Annotated in this window: 20 protein-coding genes; 13 read left to right on the top strand and 7 right to left on the bottom strand. The window is 63.1% G+C overall.

Annotated features, from left to right (window positions below):
• Positions 1 to 4 precede the first annotated feature (4 nt).
• Together ACR9ZN_RS23305 and ACR9ZN_RS23300 are read right to left on the bottom strand one after the other, a co-directional pair.
• Positions 5 to 1,039 (bottom strand): aldo/keto reductase, encoded by a 1,035-nt coding sequence (locus tag ACR9ZN_RS23305; protein WP_481273284.1) that lies wholly within the window; start codon positions 1,037 to 1,039, stop codon positions 5 to 7.
• A gap of 30 nt (positions 1,040 to 1,069) precedes the next feature.
• Complete coding sequence (locus tag ACR9ZN_RS23300) at positions 1,070 to 2,251, bottom strand: MFS transporter (RefSeq protein WP_481273283.1); 1,182 nt, start codon at positions 2,249 to 2,251, stop codon at positions 1,070 to 1,072.
• 116 nt (positions 2,252 to 2,367) lie between these two features.
• Here ACR9ZN_RS23300 and ACR9ZN_RS23295 point away from each other — a divergent pair, with 116 nt between their 5' ends.
• The gene (locus tag ACR9ZN_RS23295) at positions 2,368 to 3,276 is read left to right on the top strand and encodes a LysR family transcriptional regulator (protein ID WP_454811446.1); all 909 of its coding nucleotides are present in this window, start codon (positions 2,368 to 2,370) and stop codon (positions 3,274 to 3,276) included.
• An 80-nt stretch (positions 3,277 to 3,356) separates the two neighbouring features.
• On the opposite strand, the gene ACR9ZN_RS23290 is transcribed toward ACR9ZN_RS23295, so the two are convergent.
• Positions 3,357 to 4,721 carry an NAD(P)-binding domain-containing protein gene (locus ACR9ZN_RS23290; RefSeq protein WP_434958800.1) on the bottom strand — a complete coding sequence of 455 codons (1,365 nt, stop codon included), beginning with the start codon at positions 4,719 to 4,721 and terminating at the stop codon, positions 3,357 to 3,359.
• Between the two features lie 450 nt (positions 4,722 to 5,171).
• On the opposite strand from ACR9ZN_RS23290, the gene ACR9ZN_RS23285 reads away from it, so the two are divergent.
• The 12 genes from ACR9ZN_RS23285 to ACR9ZN_RS23230 all read left to right on the top strand — a co-directional run bounded on the left by ACR9ZN_RS23285 (position 5,172) and on the right by ACR9ZN_RS23230 (position 20,782).
• Positions 5,172 to 5,378 (top strand): DUF1674 domain-containing protein, encoded by a 207-nt coding sequence (locus ACR9ZN_RS23285; RefSeq protein ID WP_481273282.1) that lies wholly within the window; start codon positions 5,172 to 5,174, stop codon positions 5,376 to 5,378.
• 211 nt (positions 5,379 to 5,589) lie between these two features.
• Positions 5,590 to 5,826, top strand: coding sequence for a hypothetical protein (locus ACR9ZN_RS23280; protein ID WP_434958798.1), 237 nt, complete (start codon positions 5,590 to 5,592; stop codon positions 5,824 to 5,826).
• An 808-nt stretch (positions 5,827 to 6,634) separates the two neighbouring features.
• Complete coding sequence (locus ACR9ZN_RS23275; protein WP_481273281.1) at positions 6,635 to 9,085, top strand: PAS domain-containing sensor histidine kinase; 2,451 nt, start codon at positions 6,635 to 6,637, stop codon at positions 9,083 to 9,085.
• Between the two features lie 77 nt (positions 9,086 to 9,162).
• A complete protein-coding gene (gene tsaE / locus ACR9ZN_RS23270) occupies positions 9,163 to 10,695 on the top strand; it encodes a tRNA (adenosine(37)-N6)-threonylcarbamoyltransferase complex ATPase subunit type 1 TsaE (RefSeq protein ID WP_481273280.1) in 1,533 nt (510 codons plus the stop codon).
• A gap of 139 nt (positions 10,696 to 10,834) precedes the next feature.
• Positions 10,835 to 11,557: a nucleotidyltransferase family protein gene (locus ACR9ZN_RS23265; protein WP_481273279.1), complete on the top strand. Its 723-nt coding sequence runs from the start codon at positions 10,835 to 10,837 to the stop codon at positions 11,555 to 11,557.
• A gap of 69 nt (positions 11,558 to 11,626) precedes the next feature.
• Positions 11,627 to 12,244, top strand: coding sequence for a LysE family translocator (locus tag ACR9ZN_RS23260; protein ID WP_481273278.1), 618 nt, complete (start codon positions 11,627 to 11,629; stop codon positions 12,242 to 12,244).
• A 117-nt stretch (positions 12,245 to 12,361) separates the two neighbouring features.
• Complete coding sequence (gene gyrB / locus ACR9ZN_RS23255) at positions 12,362 to 14,788, top strand: DNA topoisomerase (ATP-hydrolyzing) subunit B (protein WP_454811438.1); 2,427 nt, start codon at positions 12,362 to 12,364, stop codon at positions 14,786 to 14,788.
• A 137-nt stretch (positions 14,789 to 14,925) separates the two neighbouring features.
• Entirely contained in the window at positions 14,926 to 15,852 is a 927-nt protein-coding gene (locus tag ACR9ZN_RS23250; protein ID WP_454811436.1) for a polysaccharide deacetylase family protein, read from the top strand.
• A 453-nt stretch (positions 15,853 to 16,305) separates the two neighbouring features.
• The gene (locus ACR9ZN_RS23245; RefSeq protein ID WP_434958791.1) at positions 16,306 to 17,256 is read left to right on the top strand and encodes a phosphoribosylaminoimidazolesuccinocarboxamide synthase; all 951 of its coding nucleotides are present in this window, start codon (positions 16,306 to 16,308) and stop codon (positions 17,254 to 17,256) included.
• Positions 17,257 to 17,887: 631 nt separating this feature from the next.
• Complete coding sequence (locus ACR9ZN_RS23240) at positions 17,888 to 18,961, top strand: acyltransferase family protein (RefSeq protein ID WP_454811432.1); 1,074 nt, start codon at positions 17,888 to 17,890, stop codon at positions 18,959 to 18,961.
• A 462-nt stretch (positions 18,962 to 19,423) separates the two neighbouring features.
• Positions 19,424 to 19,654, top strand: a complete 231-nt coding sequence (locus ACR9ZN_RS23235; protein WP_434958789.1) for a helix-turn-helix domain-containing protein — start codon at positions 19,424 to 19,426, stop codon at positions 19,652 to 19,654.
• Between the two features lie 396 nt (positions 19,655 to 20,050).
• Entirely contained in the window at positions 20,051 to 20,782 is a 732-nt protein-coding gene (locus tag ACR9ZN_RS23230) for a glycerophosphoryl diester phosphodiesterase (protein WP_454811430.1), read from the top strand.
• A 4-nt stretch (positions 20,783 to 20,786) separates the two neighbouring features.
• On the opposite strand, the gene ACR9ZN_RS23225 is transcribed toward ACR9ZN_RS23230, so the two are convergent.
• The 4 genes from ACR9ZN_RS23225 to ACR9ZN_RS23210 are packed head-to-tail and all read right to left on the bottom strand — an operon-like array spanning position 20,787 to position 24,308.
• On the bottom strand, positions 20,787 to 21,530 hold the full coding sequence (locus ACR9ZN_RS23225) for an MBL fold metallo-hydrolase (RefSeq protein WP_454811428.1): 744 nt from the start codon (positions 21,528 to 21,530) through the stop codon (positions 20,787 to 20,789).
• A gap of 30 nt (positions 21,531 to 21,560) precedes the next feature.
• Positions 21,561 to 22,637, bottom strand: a complete 1,077-nt coding sequence (locus ACR9ZN_RS23220) for an ABC transporter ATP-binding protein (protein ID WP_481273277.1) — start codon at positions 22,635 to 22,637, stop codon at positions 21,561 to 21,563.
• Positions 22,638 to 22,650: 13 nt separating this feature from the next.
• Positions 22,651 to 23,442, bottom strand: a complete 792-nt coding sequence (locus tag ACR9ZN_RS23215) for an ABC transporter permease (protein WP_441770846.1) — start codon at positions 23,440 to 23,442, stop codon at positions 22,651 to 22,653.
• Positions 23,443 to 23,444: 2 nt separating this feature from the next.
• Positions 23,445 to 24,308 (bottom strand): ABC transporter permease, encoded by an 864-nt coding sequence (locus ACR9ZN_RS23210; protein ID WP_454811423.1) that lies wholly within the window; start codon positions 24,306 to 24,308, stop codon positions 23,445 to 23,447.
• Positions 24,309 to 24,315 lie beyond the last annotated feature (7 nt).

The raw sequence follows: 24,315 nt of genomic DNA, 5'->3' as shown, positions 1-24,315 counted from the left end.
CCCCTCATGCTGCCGGCGGGTTCAGGCGGGCAAAGCCTTCCTGGCGGCGATAGGGGAAGTAGGGATAGGCCGCTTCCACGCTGCTCGCCGCGTCGAGCTTTTTGCGCTGTTCCGGCGTCAGGCTCCAGCCGATGGCGCCGAGATTCTGCCTGAGCTGTTCCTCATTGCGGGCGCCGATGATCACCGAGGAGACGGTGGGGCGGCTCGTCAGCCAGTTGATGGCGATCTGCGGCACGCTCTTGCCGGTTTCTGCGGCGACCTCGTTCAGGGCGTCGATGACGCGGTAGAGGCGTTCGTCCTCGACCGGTGGGCCGAAATCGGCGGTCTGGTGCAGACGGCTGCCGGCCGGCAGCGCCTGGCCGCGCTGGAGCTTGCCGGTGAGGCGACCCCAGCCGAGCGGGCTCCAGACCAGGGCGCCGACGCCCTGGTCGAGGCCGAGAGGCATCAGTTCCCATTCATAGTCGCGGCCGATCAGGGAGTAATAGGCCTGGTTTGCGACATAGCGTGTCCAGCCATGCCGGTCGGCGATGGCGAGCGACTTCATGATCTGCCAGCCCGAGAAGTTGGAGACGCCGAGATAACGGACCTTGCCTGCCTGGACGAGGCCGTCCAGCGTCGAGAGCACCTCCTCGATCGGCGTGCCCGCATCGAAGGCATGCAACTGCAGGAGGTCGATATGGTCGGTGCCGAGGCGGCGGAGCGCAGCGTCGACGGAGCGGATGAGGCGCTCGCGCGAGGTGCCGTAATCGCCGGGCCCGTCGCCCATCGGCAAGGCGGTCTTGGTCGAGATCAGCACTTCGCTGCGCCGGCCCTTGATGGCGGCGCCGAGAACCTCCTCGGATGCCCCATTGGAATAGACGTCGGCGGTGTCGAACAGGGTCACGCCGGCCTCCAGGCAGATGTCGAGAAGGCGGCGCGCCTCCTTCTCATCCGTGGTACCCCAGGCGCCGAATAGCGGGCCGCTGCCGCCGAAAGTGCCGGCGCCGAAACTGAGGACCGGCACTTTCAGGCCGGATGCGCCGAGACGACGATAGTCCATGATGATGTCCTTTCGAGAAACGGAACTAGATCAGGCCGACTGGCCGATGGCCTCGGGATGGCGGTCGAGCGCGGCACTCCACAGCGTCAGCACGAGGGCGGCGGCGACCAAGGCAGCACCGATCAGGGGCGTCATGCCCAAGCCGAGCGGTGAAGCCACCACCAGGCCACCGATCCAGGCACCCAGTGCGATGCCGAGATTGAAGGCGGCGATATTGAGGGCAGAGGCGACGTCGACGGCGGCCGGGCGATGGGCCTTGGCAAGCTGCACCACATAAAGCTGCAAGCCCGGCACATTGGCGAAGGACAGGAAGCCGAGGGCTGCCAGCGTCACCAGGGTCAGCATGGGCGAGGTCGCGGTGAAGGCGAAGACGGCCAGCACGGCAGCCTGCAGGGCGAATAGGACGATCAGGGCCTTGGCGGGATTGCGGTCAGCGATGCGGCCGCCGACGAGATTGCCCACGGCGATCGCCGCGCCATAGAGCACCAGGATCAGGCTGACGCTACCGGCGGCAAAGCCGGTGATCTTCTCCAGGATCGAGGCAAGATAGGTGAAGGCGACGAAGGTGCCGCCATAGCCGAGCGCCGTCATGGCGAAGACGAGCAGCAGGCGGCCGCTGCCGAGAACCCGGACCTGATCGATCAGCCTGGCCGGCGGCGCCTTGCGCAGCGTGGCGGGCAGCAGCACGGCGATGGCAATGAAGGCGATCAGGCCGAGGCCCGCGACGCCCCAGAAGGTGGCGCGCCAGCCGAAGCTCTGGCCGATGAAGGTGCCAAGCGGCACGCCGGTAACGATCGCCACCGTCAGCCCCATGAACATCATGGCAATGGCCGAGGCACGACGATCGGGTGCGACAAGATCGGCTGCGATGGTGGCACCCACCGAGAAGAACACGCCATGGGCGAAGGCAGAGAGTACGCGGGCGACCAGCAGCAATTCATAGCTGGGGCTGAGCGCGGCCGCGCTGTTGCCGACGACGAACAGCGCCATCAGGCCGAGCAGCAGGCCCTTGCGGCCAAGACGTCCGGTGAGGGCGGTGAGGATGGGTGCACCGAAGGTGACGCCGAGGGCGTAGACGCTGACGATCAGGCCGGCGAGCGGCAGGGTGATACCGAGATCGGCGGCGACCGTCGGCAGCAGGCCGACGATTACGAACTCCGTGGTGCCGATCGCATAGGCCGCGATCGTGAGGGCAAGGAGGGCGAGGGGCATGAGAATGGTCCCGATAAGGGTGAATGAGTGTTGGGACCAATATGATCGCTACGCATTGCCACGATAATCCGGCATAATGGGTGAATAGCTTTGAATTGAATTCATAAGAGGCTGCCATGGACAATCGGGCCGGCGAAATGGAGGTGTTCGTCACCGCGGCCGAGTTGCACAGTTTCTCGGCCGCCGGGCGCAAGCTGCATCTGTCCCCCTCGGCGGTGAGCAAGCTCGTTACCAGGATCGAGGACAGGCTCGGCGCCCGCCTGCTGGTGCGGACCACGCGGACCCTGCAGCTCACGCCCGAGGGGGAGACCTATCTCGCGCGCGCCCAAGCCATCCTCGCCGACATCGCAGAGACGGAGCGGATGATCTCGAGCGGCGGCGAGGTCGTGCCATCAGGGCGGCTGCGTGTCAGTGCGTCGGTGGGATTCGGGGCGCGCTGCGTGGTGCCGGTACTGCCCGATTTCCTGGCGCGCTATCCCAAGGTCGAGCTCGACCTCTCCCTCACGGACGAGGTCATCGACCTCGTCGAGGAAAGGGCCGACATCGCGATCCGTTCGGGGCCCCTTCGCGATTCGGGGCTGAAGGCGCGCAAGATCCTGGAAAGCCGGCGGGTGATCACTGCTTCGCCCGGCTATCTCGCCCGTCATGGCATGCCCGACAGGCCCGAGGACCTCGAGAGGCACAATTGCCTGCTGTTCAACTTCCGGCGCGGCCTCGACAGCTGGCCGTTCCGCGACCCCGGCTCGGTCATGGTGCGGCGTGTGCAGGTCGCCGGCAATCTCATGGCCAATAATGGGCCGACCATGCGCAAGCTCTGCATGGACGGCCTCGGGCTGGTACGCCTCGGCCGTTTCCACGTTCAGCCGGATATCGATGCCGGGCTGTTGGTGCCGGTGCTGGAGGACTACAACGCCCTCGACGTCGAGCTGATCCATGCCGTCTTCGTCGGCCATGACCACCTAGCCGCCCGCATCCGCGCTTTCGTGGATTTCCTGGCTGAAAAAATCGGGCGGGAGGAGCGTTGAACCCCTGGCGGTCCCAGGAAACGCAAACACCGGCCCCGCGTGAGTCGGGGCCGGCGTCCTGAATTCCGATCGCGGCTGCCTTACGCCACCTTGGTGGCTGCCTCCGGCTCCGTGCGCAGATAGGTTTCCATGCTGTCGTCGAGCGCCTCCACCCAGCTTGTATGGTGCTTGGGCGCCATGGTGCCGGTCATCAGAGAGCGGTAGCCATGGTCGCGGAAGCCCATGATGTCCTCCATCTTGTGGTGCTCCCACTCCATGAAGGTCTTGTTGGTGGCTTCGATGTCGAACTGGGGATAGTCGGTCTCGGCCAACAGTTCCTTCACATAGTCGCCCTGGTACCAGATCATCTGCTCGGCATTCTCGAGAGTTTCCTCGCGGGCACGCCAGGCGTCGAAATTGGCCTTGAGCTCGGCTTCCGGCGGCAGCTTGATGCGGCCCATCATCACGTCGCGGGCCCACCAGGCCTGCACGTCGAACATGTTGAAGGTGTAGAACTGGTCTTGCATGCCGATGTAGAAGAGCTGCGGGTTCCCGTCGAAAATCACGCCCTTGTAGAGATGGTCGGCCCACAGCCGGTTGGCCGTCTTCAGGCGCAGATCATCCGGCAGGAACGGGAAGTGGTGCTGATAGCCCGTGCACAGGATCAGCGCGTCGACCTCCTTGCTGGAACCGTCGGCGAAATAGGCCGTGCGGTTTTCCAAGCGCTGCAGCAGCGGGCGCTCCTCGAAATTGGCTGGCCATTTGAAGCCCATCGGCTTGGAACGGTAGGTGGTGGTGACGGACTTCGCGCCATATTTCCAGCATTGCGAGCCGATGTCCTCGGCCGAATAGCTGCGGCCGACAAGCAGGATGTCCTTGCCCTTGAATTCCAGGGCATCACGGAAGTCATGCGCATGCAGCACGCGGCCGTTGAAGTTCTTCACGCCCTCGAAATAGGGCACGTTCGGGGTGGAGAAGTGACCGGAGGCGACAACGACATAGTCGAACTCCTCGTCATACATGCGGTCTTCGGTGCGTTCATGCGCGGTTACCGTGAACTTCTTGGTGGCTTCGTCGAAGCGCACCATGCGCACCGGCGTGTTGAAGCGCACCCATTTGCGCACGTCCGCCTTCTCGACGCGGCCCTTGATATAGTCCCACAGCACCGCGCGCGGCGGGTAGGATGGGATCGGCTTGCCGAAATGCTCCTCGAAGGAATAGTCGGCGAATTCCAGGCATTCCTTGGGGCCGTTCGACCAGAGATAGCGGTACATGCTGCCATGCACCGGCTCGCCATATTCGTCGAGGCCCGTGCGCCAGGTGTAGTTCCACAGTCCGCCCCAATCGGACTGCTTCTCGAAGCAGACGATTTCGGGAATGGAGGCGCCCTTGCGGGCGGCGGATTGGAAGGCGCGGAGCTGAGCCAAGCCCGAGGGACCGGCACCGATCACGGCAACTCTTGTCATATATTCTTCCCCTCTGCCGTTATGGCGGTTGGTTTGAGCGTCTGGATTTCTATACTTATTGGCGCTCCGCCGGCCTCGTTCAAAGCCGTCGCCGCGCTGCTTGGCCGCCGCTGGCCCGATGGGGCTTGCTTGCATGACGCCGGGTGGGAGATGCTCGCCGGCATGCAATCCAAGCTCCGCGAACTTCACTGCGGATAATATTTATTTCCTGACTATAATCTCACCTGCCGCTGTGACAAGTCGGCTCTTCGTTTTTTTGATCTGGCTCCCATCTACGGGGAGAGTCTGCGAAGCGGGCTTGCCATCCCGACATGGTGAGCTTCACCTTCCAAAGGTCAAGTCTCATGGTCTTTGCGAGCGGGCAAGGCATTGCTCGCCGCTTCCCGCGAAATCGAGCCGGCTTTCGCAGAAGTACTTGATCGAACATACCATATTTGCGATGGAGGACCCATGTCTGCTCCTGAATCCGACACGCCTCCCAATGCTGCGCCTGGCAAGGTCCTGAGCGAAGCGGCCAAGCGCGCGCTCGTGGAGGCGGCCGAGCGCCGCAAGGCGGAAAAGCCGGTCGAGCATCCGCGCGAGATCAATGGCCGCGATGGCCCCGAACCCGTGCGTTATGGTGATTGGGAAGTGAAAGGCATCGCTTCCGACTTTTGAAGCCGTCATTGCCGGATGTATGGCAGCGCGTTGATCGCAGAATTGCCGCAAGTATTGCTGAATTGTTTCCGATGTATTCCTATCGGTAAATTCGTCATCACGAATAATTCACGCCTCAGATCTTTCTCGTGAATTGCGAGTGTGGACGCTACGTCGTACCTTCTGGATCATTGCACGCTCGTTTTTCATATGAGTTTTCGAGGAGATGGTCATGAAGATCTTTGCGATTTCTACGATTGCAGCGTTTGGTATCGTCCTTGCCGCTACGGCCGCCAATGCCCATGGCCGTCTGGTTACCGGGCCTGAATTATACGGTGCGCCCGCCTCGGCCCAACAGACGGGTGACAGTGATCAGCGCTTCGGCACCAGTGACAATGCCGTCCAGCCCCGCAAGGTCCATGCCGTCCAGCACGGTGCCCACCGGCTTCCTGACAGCCAAGCCTACTGAACCGCCACGCCGGACGTTTCATCACCTAGGCGTAGAAAGGCGTTCTTTTCCATCAGATCATAGTGAAGTGATATTGCGCGCCGCCCCGCTTGCCGGGGCGGCGTTTTTGTTGTGCTGCCGATTGCATGTTCCCTCGGAGATTTCCGCCGGCGATCAAGGCTTGTTAAGCCGGTAGTAACCATAATCGGTGCCAAGATGGCGGGTCGCTTCGTCATGTCTGGTTCCCTCATTGGGAGCCTTCACCTGCAAATTTCCTTGCATAGCCGCCGAATGACCTCTTCCGGCGGGAGTCAAGGGGAGGGTAAAGTGAACTGATTCGGGGGACGGGTTCACGGTCGTGCAGACCGGGAGGCCGCGCCTCCGCGCAAGGCCGGACGTCATGCGCAATGACAGCCGGTTCCCTTTGTGGGCGGGGCCGATCTCCATTCGGTCCGCGGGGCCCGCAAATGTGCGAGGGCAGGGCGCGTCGGTGCCTGCGCCCTTGGCAGACGGGGTCGCAGCAGCCTGGCGGTTTCCGCCCGTCGAAGGACGGGCGAGGCTGTCGCGGTCCTGCCAACGTCGCGTTGCGTTTCAGGGTGAGCGGAACGTCATTCGCCGGCGCCTGTCCGGTACCGAAGGGATTCGTCGAAGCAAGATGCGACAGGACAGACGGCAAGCCAGGCACAAAGGGTGGAGATTCCCAGGCGGACTCCCAAGCAGATTCCTGCTGATCGGGCCACGGACCCGATCAGCAGGAATCTGCAAGATATCAAACACAAGCAGAATTTCCTGGCGAGGCCCATCCGCGGACCTCGCCAGGAAATTCTGCTTGTCCGCCGGCATTTCCTTGACGGCCATGCTGCCCGTATCAGCCGCATTGGCCGCCGATGCCGTGCCGGCGACATCGGGCCTGTTCGGCAATCTCTCCAGTGCCGATCGCCGCATCCTTGCCATGCTGGCTCTGTTCGCCGGCCTGCTGATCCTGGCAACGGGCCTCGCCGTATTCTATCTGCGCGCCCGCAATGCCTGGCTCAAGCGTGACCGCGCCGCCAAGGCCGAAGCGCAGGTGCTGGCCGCTCGCGCCGAGCGTGCCGAAGCCCTGCTGATGTCCGAGCCGCAGCTGATCGCGGTCTGGTCCGGCACCGAGGACCTGCCGCTGCTGTCGGGTGAACTGCCGGGCGTCGCCATCTCTCCCTCCCGCCGCGGCCTGATCGGTACGGGCTGGCTCGATTATCACGATACCCGCACATTGGAGGAGCACATCGCGGCGCTGCGCGGACGCGGCGAGAGCTTCCACATGGTGGCGCGCTCGCGCCATGGCGGTTATGTCGAAGCGGATGGCCGCGCCATTGGCGGTCGTGCCGTGCTCAGGCTGCGCGACGTCACCGGCGACCGCCTGGAACTCGCCCGCCTCGCCGACCGGCATCGCCGCGCCAGCGAGGAGATCGAGGCGATCCGTTCTCTGCTCGACGAGGCGCCGGTGCCGCTCTGGCTGCGCAACGCCAACGACAAGCTGGTCTGGGTCAACAAGGCCTATGCCAGGGCTGTGGATGCCCAGGACGAGAACGACGTCCTCAGCGGTGATATCGAGCTGCTCGACCGGCCGGCGCGCGAGGAGGCCAATGCTGCGCGGCATGATGGCAAATCCTTCCTCAAGCGCGTGCCTGCTGTGGTCGGCGGTGCCAGGCGCACGCTCGACGTGATCGACATTCCCTCTTCCCGCGGCTCGGCCGGCATGGCGATCGACGTCTCGGAAGTCGAGACGATGCGGGCCGATATCGGCCGCCAGATCGAGGCGCATGTGCGCACCCTCGACCAGCTCGCCACCGCCGTAGCGATCTTCGATGCCGATCAGCACCTCACTTTCTACAATGCATCCTTTGCGGCGCTCTGGCAGCTCGACGCGGCTTTCCTGGACGGCAAGCCGACCGACAGTGAGATCCTCGACCGCCTGCGCGCCCAGCGCCGCCTGCCCGAGCAGGCCGATTTCAGGGCCTGGAAATCGAAGCTGCATGAAGCCTATCGCGCCTTCGAACCGGCCGAGCATTGGTGGCATTTGCCTGATGGCCGCACCTCGCGCGTGGTTACCACGCCCAATCCGGCCGGCGGCGTCACCTATCTGTTCGAGGACGTCACCGAGCGCATCGATCTGGAGGCCCGCTACAAGGCGCTGTCGCGCGTCCAGGGCGAGACGCTGGAAAATCTGAAGGAAGGCGTCGCCGCCTTCGGGTCCGACGGCAGGCTGCGCCTGTCCAATCCGGCTTTCGCCGCGATCTGGCGGTTGCCGCACGAGATGCTGGAGCAGCGTCCTCATATCGACGACGTGGTCTCGCGCTGCTCGGTCCTGTTCCGCGACGAGGCGGTCTGGCAGGCGCTCAAGGGGGTGATCACCTCCTTCGGCGATGCCCGCCATTCCACCGACCAGCGCATGATGCGGGTCGATGGCACGGTCATCGACGTCGCCACCGTGCCGCTGCCGGATGGCGGCACGCTGGCCACCTTCACCGACGTCACCGATTCGGTGAATTTCGAGAACGCCCTGGTCGAGAAGAACGAGGCGCTGGAGGAAGCCGCCCGCCTGAAGAACGACTTCGTCCACCATGTTTCCTACGAATTGCGCTCGCCGCTGACCAACATCATCGGTTTCGTGCAGTTGATGGCCGATGGCGCCGCCGGGCCGCTGAACGAGAAGCAGCGCCAATATGCCGGCTACATCAAGACCTCCTCCGACGCGCTCTATGCCATCATCAACAACATCCTCGACCTCGCCACCATCGATGCCGGCGCCATGACGCTCGACCTCGGCAAGGTCGATATCCGCGAAGCCATGCAGGGCGTGGCCGAGGCAGTGCAGCCGCGCCTGGCCGAGACCGGTGTCCGGCTGGAGATGAAGGCGAGCCAGGCCATCGGCAATTTCGAGGCAGACGGCCAGCGCGTGCGCCAAGTGTTGTTCAACCTGCTCTCCAACGCCATCGGTTTCTCGCAGGCAGGCGGCACCGTGACGCTCTCGGCCCTGCGCAAGGGCCAAGAGATCGTCTTCCGCGTCGAGGATCGCGGCCGCGGCATTTCCCAGGCTGTGATCGATCGCGTCTTCGACCGCTTCGAATCCCATGGCGGCTCGAGCGGCCATCGTGGCGTCGGCCTCGGCCTGTCCATCGTGCGCTCCTTCGTGGAGCTGCATGGCGGCACGGTCGAACTGGTCTCCGAGGAAGGCCGCGGCACCATCGTGACCTGCCGCTTTCCGGTCGATGCTTCCGCCCACAGGGAGGCTGCCGAATGATGAAAAGCCTGCCTATCCGCGTGGATCGCGCTCCATACCTTAACGATTATGCTCCGACGATCTGAAGGCCCAGCCCATTGACCGATCTCCTGACCCACCAATGGACCGTCGACCTCCCGAGCGAGGCGGCGACCGAGCTGCTTGCCCGCGACCTGGCGGCGACGCTGCGGGCCGGCGATCTCGTCACCCTCTCGGGCGATCTCGGCGCCGGCAAGACCGCCTTTGCCCGCGCCCTGATCCGTGAGATTGCCGAGGATCCGGAGCTGGAAGTTTCCAGCCCCACCTTCACGTTGATCCAGCTCTACGACACGCCGGTTTTCCCGGTTGTGCATGCCGATCTCTACCGCATCGGCCATGCCAGCGAGCTGGACGAACTGGGCTGGGACGAGGCGCCCGACGGTGCGCTGGTGCTGGTCGAATGGCCTGAAAAGGCCGGCGAGACGCTTCCCGCCGACCGACTCGACATCCGCTTCGTGCATGCCGGCCGCAGCGAGACCGCTCGGCGCGCGACGCTGACGGGCACAGGCGAGTGGTCGTCCCGGCTGCGCCGCTTCTCGCAGACCGGCGATTTCCTGCGCCATGCCGGCTGGCAGGATGCGTCACGTGAACATGTCCAGGGCGATGCCTCGACCCGTTCCTATGCCCGCCTCAGGCGCGGGGACTCCACGATAATCCTGATGAATTCGCCGGCGCGTACCGACCGCACGCCGGTGCGCTACGGCAAGACCTACAGCCAGATCGCCCATATCTCCCAGGATGTGAAACCCTTCGTGGCGATGGCGAAGGGGTTGACGGAGCGCGGCTTCTCGGCGCCGCAGATCCTCAAGGAGGATCTGCTGCATGGCCTGCTCCTGCTGGAGGATTTCGGCACGGACTTCATTGCCGAGGACAACAAGCCGGTTGCCGAGCGCTATGGCGTGGCCATCGACCTGCTCGCCCGCCTGCATGGCATGGAGCTGCCGGATACGCTGCCCGTCGCGTCGGCCATCAACCACAAGATCCCGCCCTTCGATCACGGCGCCCTGGATATCGAGGTCGAGCTTCTGATCGAATGGTACATGCCGATGATTGGCGCGCCCCAGTTGTCGCAACGCAATCGCGATCATTTCACGGCGCTCTGGCGCTCGGCCCTCGCGCCCGTCGTCAAGGGCGAGCAGAGCTGGCTGCTGCGTGACGTGCATTCGCCGAACCTGATGTGGCTGCCCCAGCGCGAGGGCATCAAACGCATCGGCCTGCTCGACTTCCAGGACGCCATGATCGGCCCGCCCGCCTATGACGTGGCTTCGCTTTGTCTCGATGCTCGGGTGAGCGTGGACCAGGAGCTCGAACTCCACCTCCTGACGCGCTATGTCAAGGCGCGCCGCGGCGCCGATGCGGCTTTCGATCCCGCCGGCTTTGCGCGCGCCTATGCGGTGATGGCGGCCCAGCGCAATACCAAGCTGCTCGGCCTGTTCGCCCGTCTCGACAAGCGCGACGGCAAGCCCGCTTATCTCAAGCATATTCCGCGCATCCGAGCCTATCTCGACCGCGCTTTGGCCCATCCCACCTTGGCCGACCTGAGGGAATGGTTCGAGACCTTCGTCTTCGCGATCGAAGCGAAGATGTCATAATACCAAGAGTCATTTTCAATGACTCTTGGTTCCTTCTGATGGTTTTCGTCAAATCTTTGATTTGATTTCGAAAATCGTCAGGTGTTCAAGCTGGGAATGCGCCAGCATTTTTTAAGCTTGATATGAGGACCGGTATCACATGACCCGCCCCTTCTCGACCGCCATGCTGCTGGCGGCCGGCCTCGGCAAGCGCATGCGCCCCCTGACCGATATCAGGCCCAAGCCGCTGATCGAGATCGCCGGCAAGCCGCTGATCGATCATGTGCTCGATCGTCTCGCCGCATCGGACGTCGAAACTGCGGTGGTGAACGTTCACTATCTCGCCGAGCAGATGGAGGCCCATCTCGCCGGCCGGCAGCAGCCGAAGATCCTGATCTCCGACGAACGCGCCGGCCTGCTCGATTCCGGCGGTGGCGTGCGCAAGGCCCTGCCCTCGCTCGGCAAGGCCCCCTTCATCGTCTGCAATTGCGACAGCTTCTGGATCGAGGGGCCGCAGAACAATCTCGAGGCGCTCATGGCGGCTTGGGATCCCGAACGCATGGACATCCTGATGCTGGTGGCGGCGACGGCAACCAGCATCGGCTTCGACGGGCGGGGCGACTATCATCTCGACAGCCGGGGCCTGCTCTCGCGCCGGCGGGAGAACGAGACCGCCCCCTTCGCCTATGCCGGGGTGCTGCTGATCAAGCCCGAACTGTTCGAGGGCACGCGTGAGATCTTCTCCCTAAACCGGTTGTTCGATGCAGCCGAGACCAAGGGCCGCCTGTTCGGGCGGCGTCTCGACGGCGTTTGGCTGCATGTCGGCACACCCGAGGCCGTCGGCGCGGCCGAAGCGAAGATCGCGCAGTCGGCGCTGGAGTGATCGGCGGTCCCAGGAAGCTTCCCACCCCGGCTACGACCGGCTATAAGGGGGTCCCACCGGAGCCTCCTCATGCTCGATCCCGCTGCCCTCGCCGTCTATGCCGGCGCGCTGTTCGTGGCCGCGGCCACGCCGGGGCCGGGCATCGCGGCGCTGGTGGCGCGTGTGCTCGGCAAGGGGGTACGCGAGAGCCTGGGCTTTGTTGTCGGCATTGCGCTCGGCGATCTCGTCTGGCTCGGATTTGCCGCGGCCGGCCTGGCCGTGCTGGCGCAGAGCTTCGCTGGCGTTTTCCTGGTGATCAAATATGCGGGCGTTGCCTATCTGCTCTATCTTGCCTGGAAGTTATGGACGACGGCGAACCTCGCCCAGGCCGTCGATCGCGACACTCGCAGCGAAAGCGGCTGGCGCAGCTTCCTCGGCGGTTTGTCGATCACCCTCGGCAATCCCAAGGTGATGGTGTTCTACACTGCGCTTTTGCCCAATCTGATCGATCTCGGCCATCTTTCGCCGGCGAGTTTCGTCGAGCTCGCCATTGTCACCGAGGCGGTGCTTGCGGCCGTGTTCGCCTTCTATATCGCCCTGGCCGGGCGGGCCCGGTCCCTGCTCACCAGCCCACGGGCGATGCGGCTGCTGGCGCGAAGCTGCGGCACCATCATCGCCGGCACGGCGGTGACGATCGCTACGCGATGAAAGATGCCAGTCATCCACTGATAAATATCTGATAAATCACAAAAATGTGCCGTTTTGGCATGAAATTCGGGTCGGGAATCCCTATATTCCTTTCCGAATCAAGGAATGAGTTGCTCAATGGCTGAACCCGCTTTGTCCGACACGCCCGAAAATGACTATGGCGCCGACAGCATCAAGGTCCTCAAGGGCCTGGACGCGGTGCGCAAGCGCCCCGGCATGTATATCGGCGACACGGATGACGGCTCGGGCCTGCATCACATGGTCTACGAGGTCGTCGACAATGCGATCGACGAGGCGCTGGCCGGCCATGCCGATATCGTCACGGTGACGCTCAACCCCGACGGCTCGGTCACCGTCACCGACAATGGCCGCGGCATCCCCACCGCTATTCATGCCGAGGAGGGCGTGTCGGCGGCCGAAGTGATCATGACGCAGCTGCATGCCGGTGGAAAGTTCGACCAGAACTCCTACAAGGTCTCGGGCGGCCTGCATGGCGTCGGCGTTTCCGTGGTCAATGCTCTCTCCTCCAAGCTCACTTTGCGTATCTGGCGCGACGGCGGCGAACACACGATGAGCTTCAGCCATGGCGATGCCGATGCGCCGCTCAGAATGGTGGGGCCGGCCGGCGACAAGCGTGGTACCGAGGTGACCTTCCTGCCTTCGACCGGCACCTTCACCAAGGTCGAGTTCGACTACGCCACGCTGGAGCGGCGCCTGCGCGAACTCGCCTTCCTGAATTCCGGGGTGCGCATCGTACTCACCGATCGCCGCCATGGCGGCGAGAAGAGCGAGGAACTGATGTATGAAGGCGGCCTCGACGCCTTCGTGCGCTATCTCGACCGCTCCAAGACCGCCCTGGTGCCGGCGCCCATCTATGTGAAGGTCGAACGCGACGGCATCGGCGTGGAAGCGGCGATGTGGTGGAACGACAGCTATCACGAGACGGTGCTGTGCTTCACCAACAACATTCCCCAGCGCGACGGCGGCACCCACCTGGCCGGCCTGCGCGGCGCCCTGACGCGCCAGGTCACCGGCTATGCCCAGTCCTCCGGTATCTCCAAGAAGGAGAAGGTGGAAATGACGGGCGACGATTGTCGCGAAGGCTTGACCTGCGTGCTCTCGGTCAAGGTGCCCGATCCCAAATTCTCGTCCCAGACCAAGGACAAGCTGGTCTCCTCCGAGGTGCGTCCGGTGGTGGAAAGCGCCATGAACGAGGCGCTGTCGACCTGGTTCGAGGAGCATCCGGCAGAGGCCAAGGTCATCGTCGGCAAGGTGGCGGAAGCCGCCGCCGCGCGTGAGGCCGCCCGCCGAGCCCGCGAACTCACGCGCCGCAAGGGCGTGCTCGACATTGCCTCCCTGCCCGGCAAGCTCGCCGATTGCCAGGAGCGCGACCCCGCCAAGTCCGAACTCTTCATCGTCGAGGGTGACTCGGCCGGCGGTTCCGCCAAGCAGGGCCGTTCCCGCGAGTTCCAGGCTGTGCTGCCGCTGCGCGGCAAGATTTTGAATGTGGAGCGGGCGCGCTTCGACAAGATGCTGTCCTCCGAACAGATCGGTACGCTGATCACCGCTCTCGGCACCGGCATCGGCTCGGAGGAATTCAACCCGGACAAGCTGCGCTACCACAAGATCATCATCATGACGGACGCCGACGTCGACGGCAGCCATATCCGCACGCTGCTGTTGACCTTCTTCTTCCGCCAGATGCGCGAGATCATCGACCGCGGCCATATCTACATCGCCCAGCCGCCGCTCTATAAGGTCTCGCGCGGCAAGTCCGAGCAATATCTCAAGGACGAGCGCGCGCTCGAGGACTATCTCATCGACACCGGCGTCGAAGGGGCGGTACTGCGGCTCGGTAGCGGCGAGGAACGCGCTGGCCAGGATCTGCGCGGCGTCATCACGGATTCGCGCACCATCCGCACCCTGCTCGGGCAACTCCACAGCCGCTATAACCGCACCGTGGTGGAACAGGCAGCCATCGCCGGCGCACTGAACATCGCGGTGGTGGCAGATCCCGCACTGGCTCAGCAGGCGGCCGAGGAGACCGCCCGCCGCCTCGATGAAATCGCCGAGGAATTCGAGCGTGGCTGGACCGGCCATCTCGACAGGGGCGGCTATGTCTTCGAGCGCATGGTGCGCGGCGTCAAGGAAGCCCACACGCTCGACGCCCAATTGCTCGCCACCGTGGATGCCCGCCTGCTCGACGAGCGCTCTCAGGCGCTGCGCGAAGTCTATGGCAAGCCGGCGACCCTCACGCGTCGTGGCGAGGAGGTCGAGGTGCACGGTCCCGTGGCCTTGTTCGAGATGCTGACCAATGCTGCCCGCAAGGGCCTGTCCCTGCAGCGCTACAAGGGCTTGGGCGAAATGAATCCCGACCAGTTGTGGGAGACCACGCTCGACCGCAATGCCCGCTCCCTGCTCAAGGTGCAGGTGAAGGAGGTGGTCGAGGCCGAGGACATCTTCACCAAGCTGATGGGCGACATCGTCGAGCCGCGCCGCGAGTTCATCCAGGACAATGCGCTGACCGCCCAAGTCGACGCCTGAGGCGCGGCATGCGCCGGTGGCTGCAGGCGCGGATCCGATTTTGCGATCGGGTCCGGCGCCGCAGGCTGCCGACGTCGTATGGATTTTGCCGAGAACTGATTGCCACTTTTCGGCGCGATGCTCTGGCGGGCGTCCTCGTGATATTAGCCGGTATCGGTCTGGCGCGGGCCGAGCCGGTGAAAAGCGTCGCCATCACCTTTGATGACCTGCCCTTTGCTGGCGCGGTGGGGGCGAGACCGGGCAATATCTCGCCGGTCGAGGTCGCCGCACGCAACAGCGAAGTCCTGGCGACGTTGCGCCGCCATCGGGCGCCTGCCATCGGGTTCGTGGTCGAGACGGCCGTGCAGGGCGTCGGGAGGCCGGCGACGGGCATTCTCGAGGCCTGGACCCGCGAGGGCCTGTCGCTCGGCAATCATGGCTATGCCCATATCGACACCAACAGCCTCGATCTTGCCGGCATCAGGGCCGAGATCGAGCAGGGCGAGACCACGATCCGGCCCCTGATGGCCAAAGCCGGCCAGCCGCTGCGCTTCATGCGCTTTGCCATGAATCACACCGGCGATACGCCGGAGAAGCGCGATGGCATCGCTGCCTTGCTGGCTGAGCGCGGCTACGAGCCGGCAGCCTCGACCATCGACAGTTCCGACTATATATTCGAAAAAGCCTATGGCCGCGCCTTGGCGGCAGGCGCCGTGGGAGACGCCGGGAAGATCCGTGCGGCCTATCTCGACCATACCGATCGGCAGATCGATTATTATGCCGGGCTGAGCCGACAGGTGCTCGGCCATGAGCCGCCACAGGTGCTGCTCCTCCATCTCAACCGCCTCAATGCCGCCGCGCTGGAAGAGATCCTGATGCTGTTCGAGCGCAAGGGCTATCGCTTCGTCACATTGGCCGAAGCACAGGCCGATCCGGCCTATGGCCAACCCGTCCGTTTCGTCACGCATTTCGGCCCGATGTGGGCTTATCGCTGGGCACGCGATCGTGGCATTGCCGTCGACGGCAAGAGAGAAGTCGAGCCGCCGCAATGGGTGGTGGACTATCAATCAAGCCAAGCAAAATGACCCGCCGAACGGTCCGATCGAAGTGAGGGGGAGATAAGGGGCGGTTTGCTCTGAAGCCGCCAAAGTCGCGCCTAGTCATCCGGCGTTCGATAGGCCTGAGGCCTCTTGGACCGGTTGCCCAGTCCTTGGCTGAGTCTATGGGCTCAGTCATCGAAACGGAACCGGTTCCCCGCGATCCGTTAATACCTATGATAGCAGAAGTCCGGGGTGAGTTGAACCCTGGAATTGCCGGTGCTTGCGCCCAAGCCGGTTCCTCATGATCGGGCCATGGCTATGATCACGAGAAATCGGCAAGACATCAAACATTTGTGGATCCTCCTGCCCACCGGATTTGCGGGCGTACATGGGTCCGGCACGGCAATGATCCGACATCGGGAACGGTGCGGCGGGTGTGACATGGCGGACGGGCCGTGCCATAAGCGCCGCATCCCCTTGCCTCAACACGGTCTTCCCATGCCCGATATTGCCGCCCTGCAAGATGCCTTCATCCCGGAACTGCCGAATTACTATCGCGGCAAGGTGAGGGAGAACTATGATCTTGCCGATGGGCGCCGCATCATCATCGCCACGGACCGCCTGAGCGCCTTCGACCGGGCGATCGCCAGCATCCCCGGCAAAGGGCAGGTGTTGACGCAGACGGCGCGCTATTGGTTCGAGCATACCGGCGATATCTGCCCCAATCATGTGCTCGATTATCCCGACCCCAATGTCGTGGTCGGGCAGAGATTGACGATCCTGCCGGTGGAGATCGTGGTGCGCGGCTATCTCGCCGGTACGACGGGTACTTCCATCCTGACCCTCTACAAGCAGGGCCAACGCGAGATGTATGGCACGCGTTTTCCCGACGGCCTGCGCGACAACGAGGCCTTGCCGCAGGCCATTATCACGCCGACGAGCAAGGCTTTCGATGGGGGCCATGACGAGCCGCTTTCGGCCGACGAGATCATCGCCAAAGGTCTGCTGAGCCAGCGTCAGTGGGATGAAGTGTCCGGCTATGCGCTGGCGCTTTTCGCTCGCGGCCAGGCCTTGGCCCGTGAGAAGGGGTTGATCCTGGCCGATACCAAATATGAATTCGGCACCGACGGCGAGGGGCGCATCGTCCTGGCGGACGAAATTCATACGCCCGATTCCAGCCGATACTGGTTTGCCGCCAGCTATCCGACGCGCTTTGCTGGCGGCGATAAGCCCGAAAGCTTCGATAAGGATTTCGTGCGCAACTGGGTGGCGGCGCGATGTGACCCTTATAAAGAAGCGATCCCTGCCATTCCCGCCGAACTCATCGCCGAAACCTCGAATATCTATATTCAGGCCTATGAGACGATAACCGGACAAGTCTTCGAAAGCCCGCACGGTGCAGACAAGCCTCTGGAGCGCATCCGCCGCAACCTCGCCCGTTACTTTTGAGGAATCGGGCAAACCGGCCCTTTCCATCCTGTCAGGCTTGGCCGCGCCCTCGAAAAAGGGCGCGGCCAAGTTCTATGGTCGCCTATGTTGCATAGCTCGAACATTACTGCTTGGCGATTGTGCCTGAGGCGCGACGAAGATTGACTTCACTAGGCCAGCTTATCTTGGGAAGCATTTACGTTGCATTCCTTGAATCTTGAATGAATTTCTGCAAAGAAAATCAAATCATTGCAGTATGTATTCAATATCATTTTCAATTAATGCGAATTAGTTTTTATATATATAGCATGAACTGTAAGAATATATAATATTTTTGTTTTATCATGGTTAAGAGTGTTGCAATTATTCGATTTTTGTGCAAACATTCCCGTGCGTCACTATGGAGTTTCGGCTAGGAGAAATCCTGCGCTGGCAATGAAGGTCGGCTGTCTGGGTGGGCGCAGTCGGCGGCGATGCGGTCGTGCCGGCTTCATCATGCGGCTTCGCAGTCACCGGCAATAGGCCGATGACCCTCAAGCGCCTTACGCTCCGAGGAAGGCACTGCATATCGCGAAGACGCGTGGAAACAAGGCGTTAGAGCAATGAGGCGTTCAGGCATGAACGCCCTTGCTCAAGACAAGGCGAGGTAAGGATGCAGCGTCATTTCGCGATCCCCGGCAATGGGGCCGCCAAACCGCATTTCCTGTTGCTCGACGGTTTGCGTGGCTTTGCCGCGTTTTGCGTGATGCTGATCCATCTCGGCAGCTGGCTGGCGGTACCCTGGGTCGCCAGGAACAGCTATCTGGCGGTCGATTTGTTCTTCTGCCTTAGCGGCTATGTGCTGTCCTATGCCTATATGGGGCAGACCCGCTCGATGGACAGTTTCAAATTTCTGCGCGTACGTCTGCTGCGCCTCTTGCCGCTGACAGTCCTCGCCCTCGCCATCAGTGCCGCCTATCTCGTTGTCCGCGGCGCCATCGAGCACGCACCGGTTCCCTATGCCGAGTTGCTGAATGCGCTGATGCTCTCCACCTTCAGCCTGCCGAATTTCAGCGCTCCTGCCGAAATCGGAGGGCCCAGTTTTTTCCCGCTGAATGTACCGCAATACACCATCCTGCTCGAGATCACCGCGAATCTGCTGTGGTGGCGCCTGCGCCACACCAATCTGGAGAAGGTCGCCGCCGCCATCGCCCTGGCCTGCCTGTGCGTCCTGATGATCACCGGCTTGGGCGGGGATACCCCCAATACCTTCCTTGCCGGCTTCCCGCGCGTCGGCGCCTCGTTCTTCATCGGGATCGTGCTCTATCAGATGCGGGACAGGCTGCCGGCGTGGGAGGGATGGACGGTTGTATTCGGGCTGCTGGTCGGCGTGATGGCCATCTTGTTCTTCTGGCCGACGGAACTGCCGCGGGCGATGCAGCTCACCTGGGTGGCTCTGGTTTCGCCCGCTTTGGTGGTGGCGGGTGCCAGGGCTCATTGTTCGGGCAGGCTTGCATCGTTTTGCTCGACGGCGGGTACCGTATCCTACCCGCTTTATTGCCTGCATTTTCCGATCTTCTGCTGGGTCAACGGCCTCTACCGCTCATTCTTCGGTGCGCAGAATTTCTATGTCGAAGCTCCCATCGTCGTGGTCGTCGCGATCATCGGCGGTTTGCTGGCGCATTATTGCTATGATGTTCCCATTCGCCACTATCTGAGTGCCAGGGCAAAGCGTGTTCATGCCTGAATTGTTTTTGTTGTAATTCTTTGTTTTAACGTTCTTTTTTGACCTCCTCGGATGTCGCCAGATCGCGAAATGGTCCGGATGTGGGCGACCCTGCAAAGGACGGCTTGATCTCCCGGGCGCGAGCTGTCAGTATCCGTGCGTGGCAACCATGGCAGGTGGAGTGCGATCCTTGCCGGTGGTCAAAAAGCCTAATTCGCTCCTGTTCCAACCAAGACAGATTAAAGGCAATACCTAAGGAAAGGGCCGATCTCCCTAGGCCTTTTCCCGTGTTTGATCGATATTGCAAAGCTGAAACAGTAGCTTAAGTAGTCCCTCGTGCAGTGTTGTGCTCGCAATGCACAAGCCGCGCAGACGGATACTTGGCAAATCGTTAATTGGAAGGCATGTTGTGCCGCCTTCACCATCCAGGACGGGAGACACACAACAAATCCATTTCCCCGGTTCTCAACAAGGAGGATTTATATGTCCCATACCGGAAGCGATCATACCCTTGCCCAGACCTGCACTTCCTCGGTGCCCGTCGGTACGGACCTCTTCAGGCAGGTCCGCGAAGCCAAGGGATACAGCAGGGAAGATCTCGCGGTCACCTGCGGTCTCACGGTCGATGAGATAGAAGACCTCGAACTGGGCAACGATGTCAGCCCCGCGCATCTGCGCCGCGTCGCGGCCGCCCTCGGCTTGCCGAGCGAATAACCGGCTGAGCCTTCCCTTCTGAGCTGCCTCAAGGGCCTGACGCCCTGGTGCAAAGCGTGGGCTTTGCGAGGTGGTTCGCTCAAGCGGACCTGGTCCAAGCCGAAGACCGGCACCGCCACAGTTCGTTCAATCGTCTCATGACCTAAGATTTGAGGTTGGCGTTCCCGGGGGGTGAACCCAGCCGATCCGAGGTCGGTCCAGGGACCGGTCCTCACTAAAAATCTGAAAAAATCAAAATTGCGTCTCCGCATCCCTATCCGGGTGCGGGGACGGTGCGTCTGGATCGGCCTGCCGTCGTGCGAAGAAGTGGGGGCAGCTGGGTTCGTGATCTTGCCATTGGCGGCGCTTCGGGCCATGGAGCGTGTGATCCTCTTGATCCGCTTCTGGAGACCGACGATGCCCCTCACCCTTCCCCGTGTCATTGGGCATCGCGGCGCTGCCGCGCACGCGCCGGAGAACACGCTCGAATCGATCCGCTGCGCAGCAGCCTTTGGCGTTGCGATGGTCGAGATCGACGTGCAGCTCAGCAAGGACGGGGTGCCCGTCGTCATTCATGACGATACGCTGGAGCGAACCACCACGGGGCGGGGACCGGTCATCGACCTTACCTGGCATGAACTCCAGGCTCTCGATGCGGGTGTGCGCTTCGGCCGTCCATTCGCCGGCGAGCGCATTCCAGACCTGCCTTCGGTGCTTGCGCTGTGCAAGGAGCTGAAGCTTGGCCTCAATGTCGAGATCAAGCCCTCGCCTGGCACCGATGTTCGCACCGCAGAGGTCGTCCTGAAGACGATCCGCGCCTTTGGCCCGACCGGGGCGCCGCTGATTCTCTCCTCCTTCTCGGTCGAAAGCCTGGAAGCGGCGAGAGACCTCGCCCCCGATCTGCCGCGTGGCTATCTGATCTGGGATCGCCCGGCCGATTGGGCCGACATTGCCGACAGGGTGGCAGCGGCCTCTATCAATTTCGACCAGGAGCGCGAGACGCCCGAAAGCATCGCCGCCTACAAGGCGACTGGACGTCCGCTGCTGTCCTATACCGTCAACACCGCCGAGCGGGCGCTGGAGCTGTTCTCCCTCGGCGTTGCCGGCGTCTTCACCGACTTCCCGGGCCGCATCCTGCGGGTGGCCTGAAGCGTCACGCCGGCGGCACACTCCTGCCCTTGCCTTCGAGCCAGGTGCGGATCAGCTGACGGTAGCGCTCGCCGCTGAAGCTGGGAAAATGCCCGCCATGCACAATGCCGACGGGCAGGCGCAGCAGCCGCTCCATCGAGGCGACGTAGTCCTGTGCGTTGGCGTGGTAGGTGTCCTCGATCAGCGGCCCGTCATAGAGGATGTCGCCGGAAAACAGCGTCGCTGTGCGTTTTTCCCACAGCGCGATGCCGCCCGGTGAATGGCCGGGCGTGTGGATCACCTCGAAGACGCGGTCACCGAGGTCGATGATATCGCCATCCTCCAGGAGGCGTGTGGCCGGTGCCCGCTTTACGGCATAGCAGGTCGAGCAATAGGGCTCCGGCGGCAGGGCGTCGAAAATCTCGTCGGTAACATAGGGATCGGCCAGGGTATTCTGCCGCGTCGGGTTGGCGAGAAGATCCGCTTCGGCACTATGGACGGCGCGGCATTCGAACTCGTGATGGCAGCCGATATGGTCGAAATGGGTGTGGCTCGCCACCGCGATCAGGTCCCGCTCGGTGACCACGGGCACCCATTCGCGCAGGGACACCACGCCCATGCCGCTATCAACCAGCATGTCGCGGTCGCGCCCGCGGACATGCCAGATGTTGCAGCGATAGAATTCCTGGATATAGGGCTCGCCGATGGCGGTGATGTCGTCGCCAAGACGCCTTACCTCGTACCATTTATCGGGGCTTATCCGCTGCATCGGGCGTTTTCCTGTCGTCGTCCGGACGCGTCAGGACAAGATCACCACATCATCGGGCTTGACCGCAAGCGCCAGAGACTGCCCCTCCATGAGGCCGGCCGATTGCGGCAGATGCGCGACCAGGGCCGGCCCGGCGGCGGGTTGGAGATGGCAGCGGTAATGCGTGCCGAAGAAAGCCCCGCCCGTGACTATGGCCTCGCCCAGGGAAACCATCGGCCCTTCCTCGCCCGCCGTCGGGCGGAAATGCTCGGGCCGGATGCAGAGCGTCACCGCCTCGTTCCTGCGAGGCTCGCCCGCAGTGAAGCCGGCGCAGGGCAGCACGATACTGCCCAGGGCGGTGTCGATGCGGGTCTGATCGCCCGAGAGATCGGCGACCTCACCGGCAATGAAGTTGGCCTCGCCCATGAAGCCGGCGGAGAACAGCGAGCGCGGCCGCATATAGACCTGGGACGGCGGGCCGAAATCTTCGATATGGCCTGCATTCATCACCACGATGCGATCGGCGATGGCCATCGCCTCCTCCTGGTCGTGGGTGACATGTACGAAGGTGGTGCCGACCCGCTTCTGGATCGCCTTCAGCTCGTCCTGCATCTGGCGACGCAGCTTGAGGTCGAGCGCGCCGAGCGGCTCGTCGAGCAGCAGCACGTCGGGATCGACAGCCAAAGCGCGGGCAAGGGCGACGCGCTGGCGCTGGCCTCCCGACAATTCATGCGGCTTCTTGGCGGCCGCCTTGTCGAGGCCGACCAGTGCGAGGTAGCTCAGCGCCTTCTCCTCGCGCTCGGCCCGCCCCATGCCGCGCATGCGCAGGCCGAAGCCGACATTGTCGATCAGGCGCATATGCGGGAAGAGGGCATAGTCCTGGAACATGGTGGTGGTGGGCCGCCGCGCCGGCGGCACGTTCGTCATGTCCTTGCCGCCGATCAGCACCTGCCCGGCGCTCGGCGTCAGGAAGCCGCCCAGGATCGAGAGCAGGGTGGTCTTGCCGCAGCCGGAAGGGCCGAGCAGCACGATGAACTCGCCGGCCGCGATCTCGAGCGAGACATCGTCCAGGGCGGTGAAGGCCCCGAAGGTCTTGCTGGCATTGCGGACGGAAACCGAGGCGGTCATGATTTCGGTTCTCTCATGATTTCTTGGCCCTTCCGAAGACGGTGAGTTCGACGATGACCAGCACCAGGATGGAGATGAGGAAGACCAGCGAGCCGATGGCGTTGGTCTTGGGGTTGAGGCCCGAGCGCAGGAGATTCCAGATCTCGACGGGCAGGGTGACGTCGAAGCGGGACAGCAGGAAGGCGATGATGAATTCGTCCCAGCTGAAGGTGACGGACAGGAAGAAGGCGGCGAGGATCGAGGGCGTGAGCATCGGGGCGGTGACCAGCGCCATCACCTTGAGGTCGCTGGCGCCGAGATCGCGGGCGGCTCGCTCGATGTTGATGTGGTGGTCGCCCATCGAGGAATAGATGATGGCAAAGCACAGCGGCAGGTTGATCACCACATGGCCGATGCTCACCGTCCACAGCGAGAGCGGCAGGTGCAGGGCGTTCAGCACCGTCAGCAGGCCGAGGGCGATGATGAGGTAGCTCACCGTCATCGGCGCGATCAAAAGGCCGCGTTGCAGCGCCGAGCCGGGCAGCTTGTAGCGCGCCAGGGCATAGGCGGCGAGGAAGCCGAGCAGGCAGGCGACGACAGAAGAGCCGATACCCACCATGAGGGAATTGAGCATGGCCGCCATCAGTTTGCCGTCGGCGAACACGGCCCGGTACCATTGCAGCGAGGCCCCGTTGAACGGCGGTACCGGCAGGCGGCCGTCCTGGAAGGAGAACAGCACCAGCACCGCCACCGGCAGGAAGATGAAGCCGAAGATCGCCACGGCATAAAGGCCGCTGAGGGCGTTGAACAAGGTCTTGCGCGTCATGCTCAGGCCCTCTCGATCTTCAGCCAGCGCGCGCAGGCGACATAGGCCAGCGTCACCACCACCATCAGGATGATCGACAGGGTGGCGGCCATGGGCAGGTCAGCCCGGCGCCCGAGCTGGAGCATGATGATCTGCGGCAGAACCAACTCGTTGTTGCCGCCGAGGATCTGCGGGGTGACATAGTCGCCGATGCAGAGCACGAAGGTGAGGAACGCTCCCGTCATGATGCCGGGCAGGGTCAGGGGGAGCACCACATGCCAGAAGGTCTGCAGGCCGTTGGCGCCGAGATCGGCCGCGGCCCGCCGGTAGTTCGGCGAGAGCTGGATCAGATTGGCATAGATGGTCAGCGTCAGCAGCATCACGAAGAAATGCACGAAACCGATCACGGTGGCGGTGCGTGTCGAGGCGAGGTCGAGTGGCTCGCCGATCACCCCGAGCGCGAGCAGTGCCTGGTTGATCACGCCGGCCTTGGAGAGCACCAGCAGCCAGGCATAGGAACGCACCACATAGGAGGTCCAGAACGGCAGCACCGCCAGGATGAGGGCGAGGCGCTGATAGCGCTTGGGCACGCGTTCGGCGATGATCCAGGCGAGGGGATAGGCGAGCAGCACCGAGAGCACCGTCACCATCGCCGTGATTTCCAGCGAATTGACGAGTCCCTTGAGGAGGGACTCCTTCTGGAAGAAGGCGAGATAGTTGTTCAGATCCCAGCTCTGGACGATCTGCCCGCCCTGTAGCGACCACAGGCTCATCGCCGCCATGAAGCCGAAGGGCACGACGAAGAAGGCCAGCGTCCAGCCGAGCGCCGGCAGGACGAAGCCCCAGGCCCTGCGGTGCTCGGCTGCTTCGAGACTGGATGCGGTCATGAGGGCT

The organism is Labrys sp. HAY1-8F (assembly GCF_056754975.1).
Note: the sequence above shows the minus strand (reverse complement) of the source record. Positions and strands in the feature narration are given on the sequence as shown.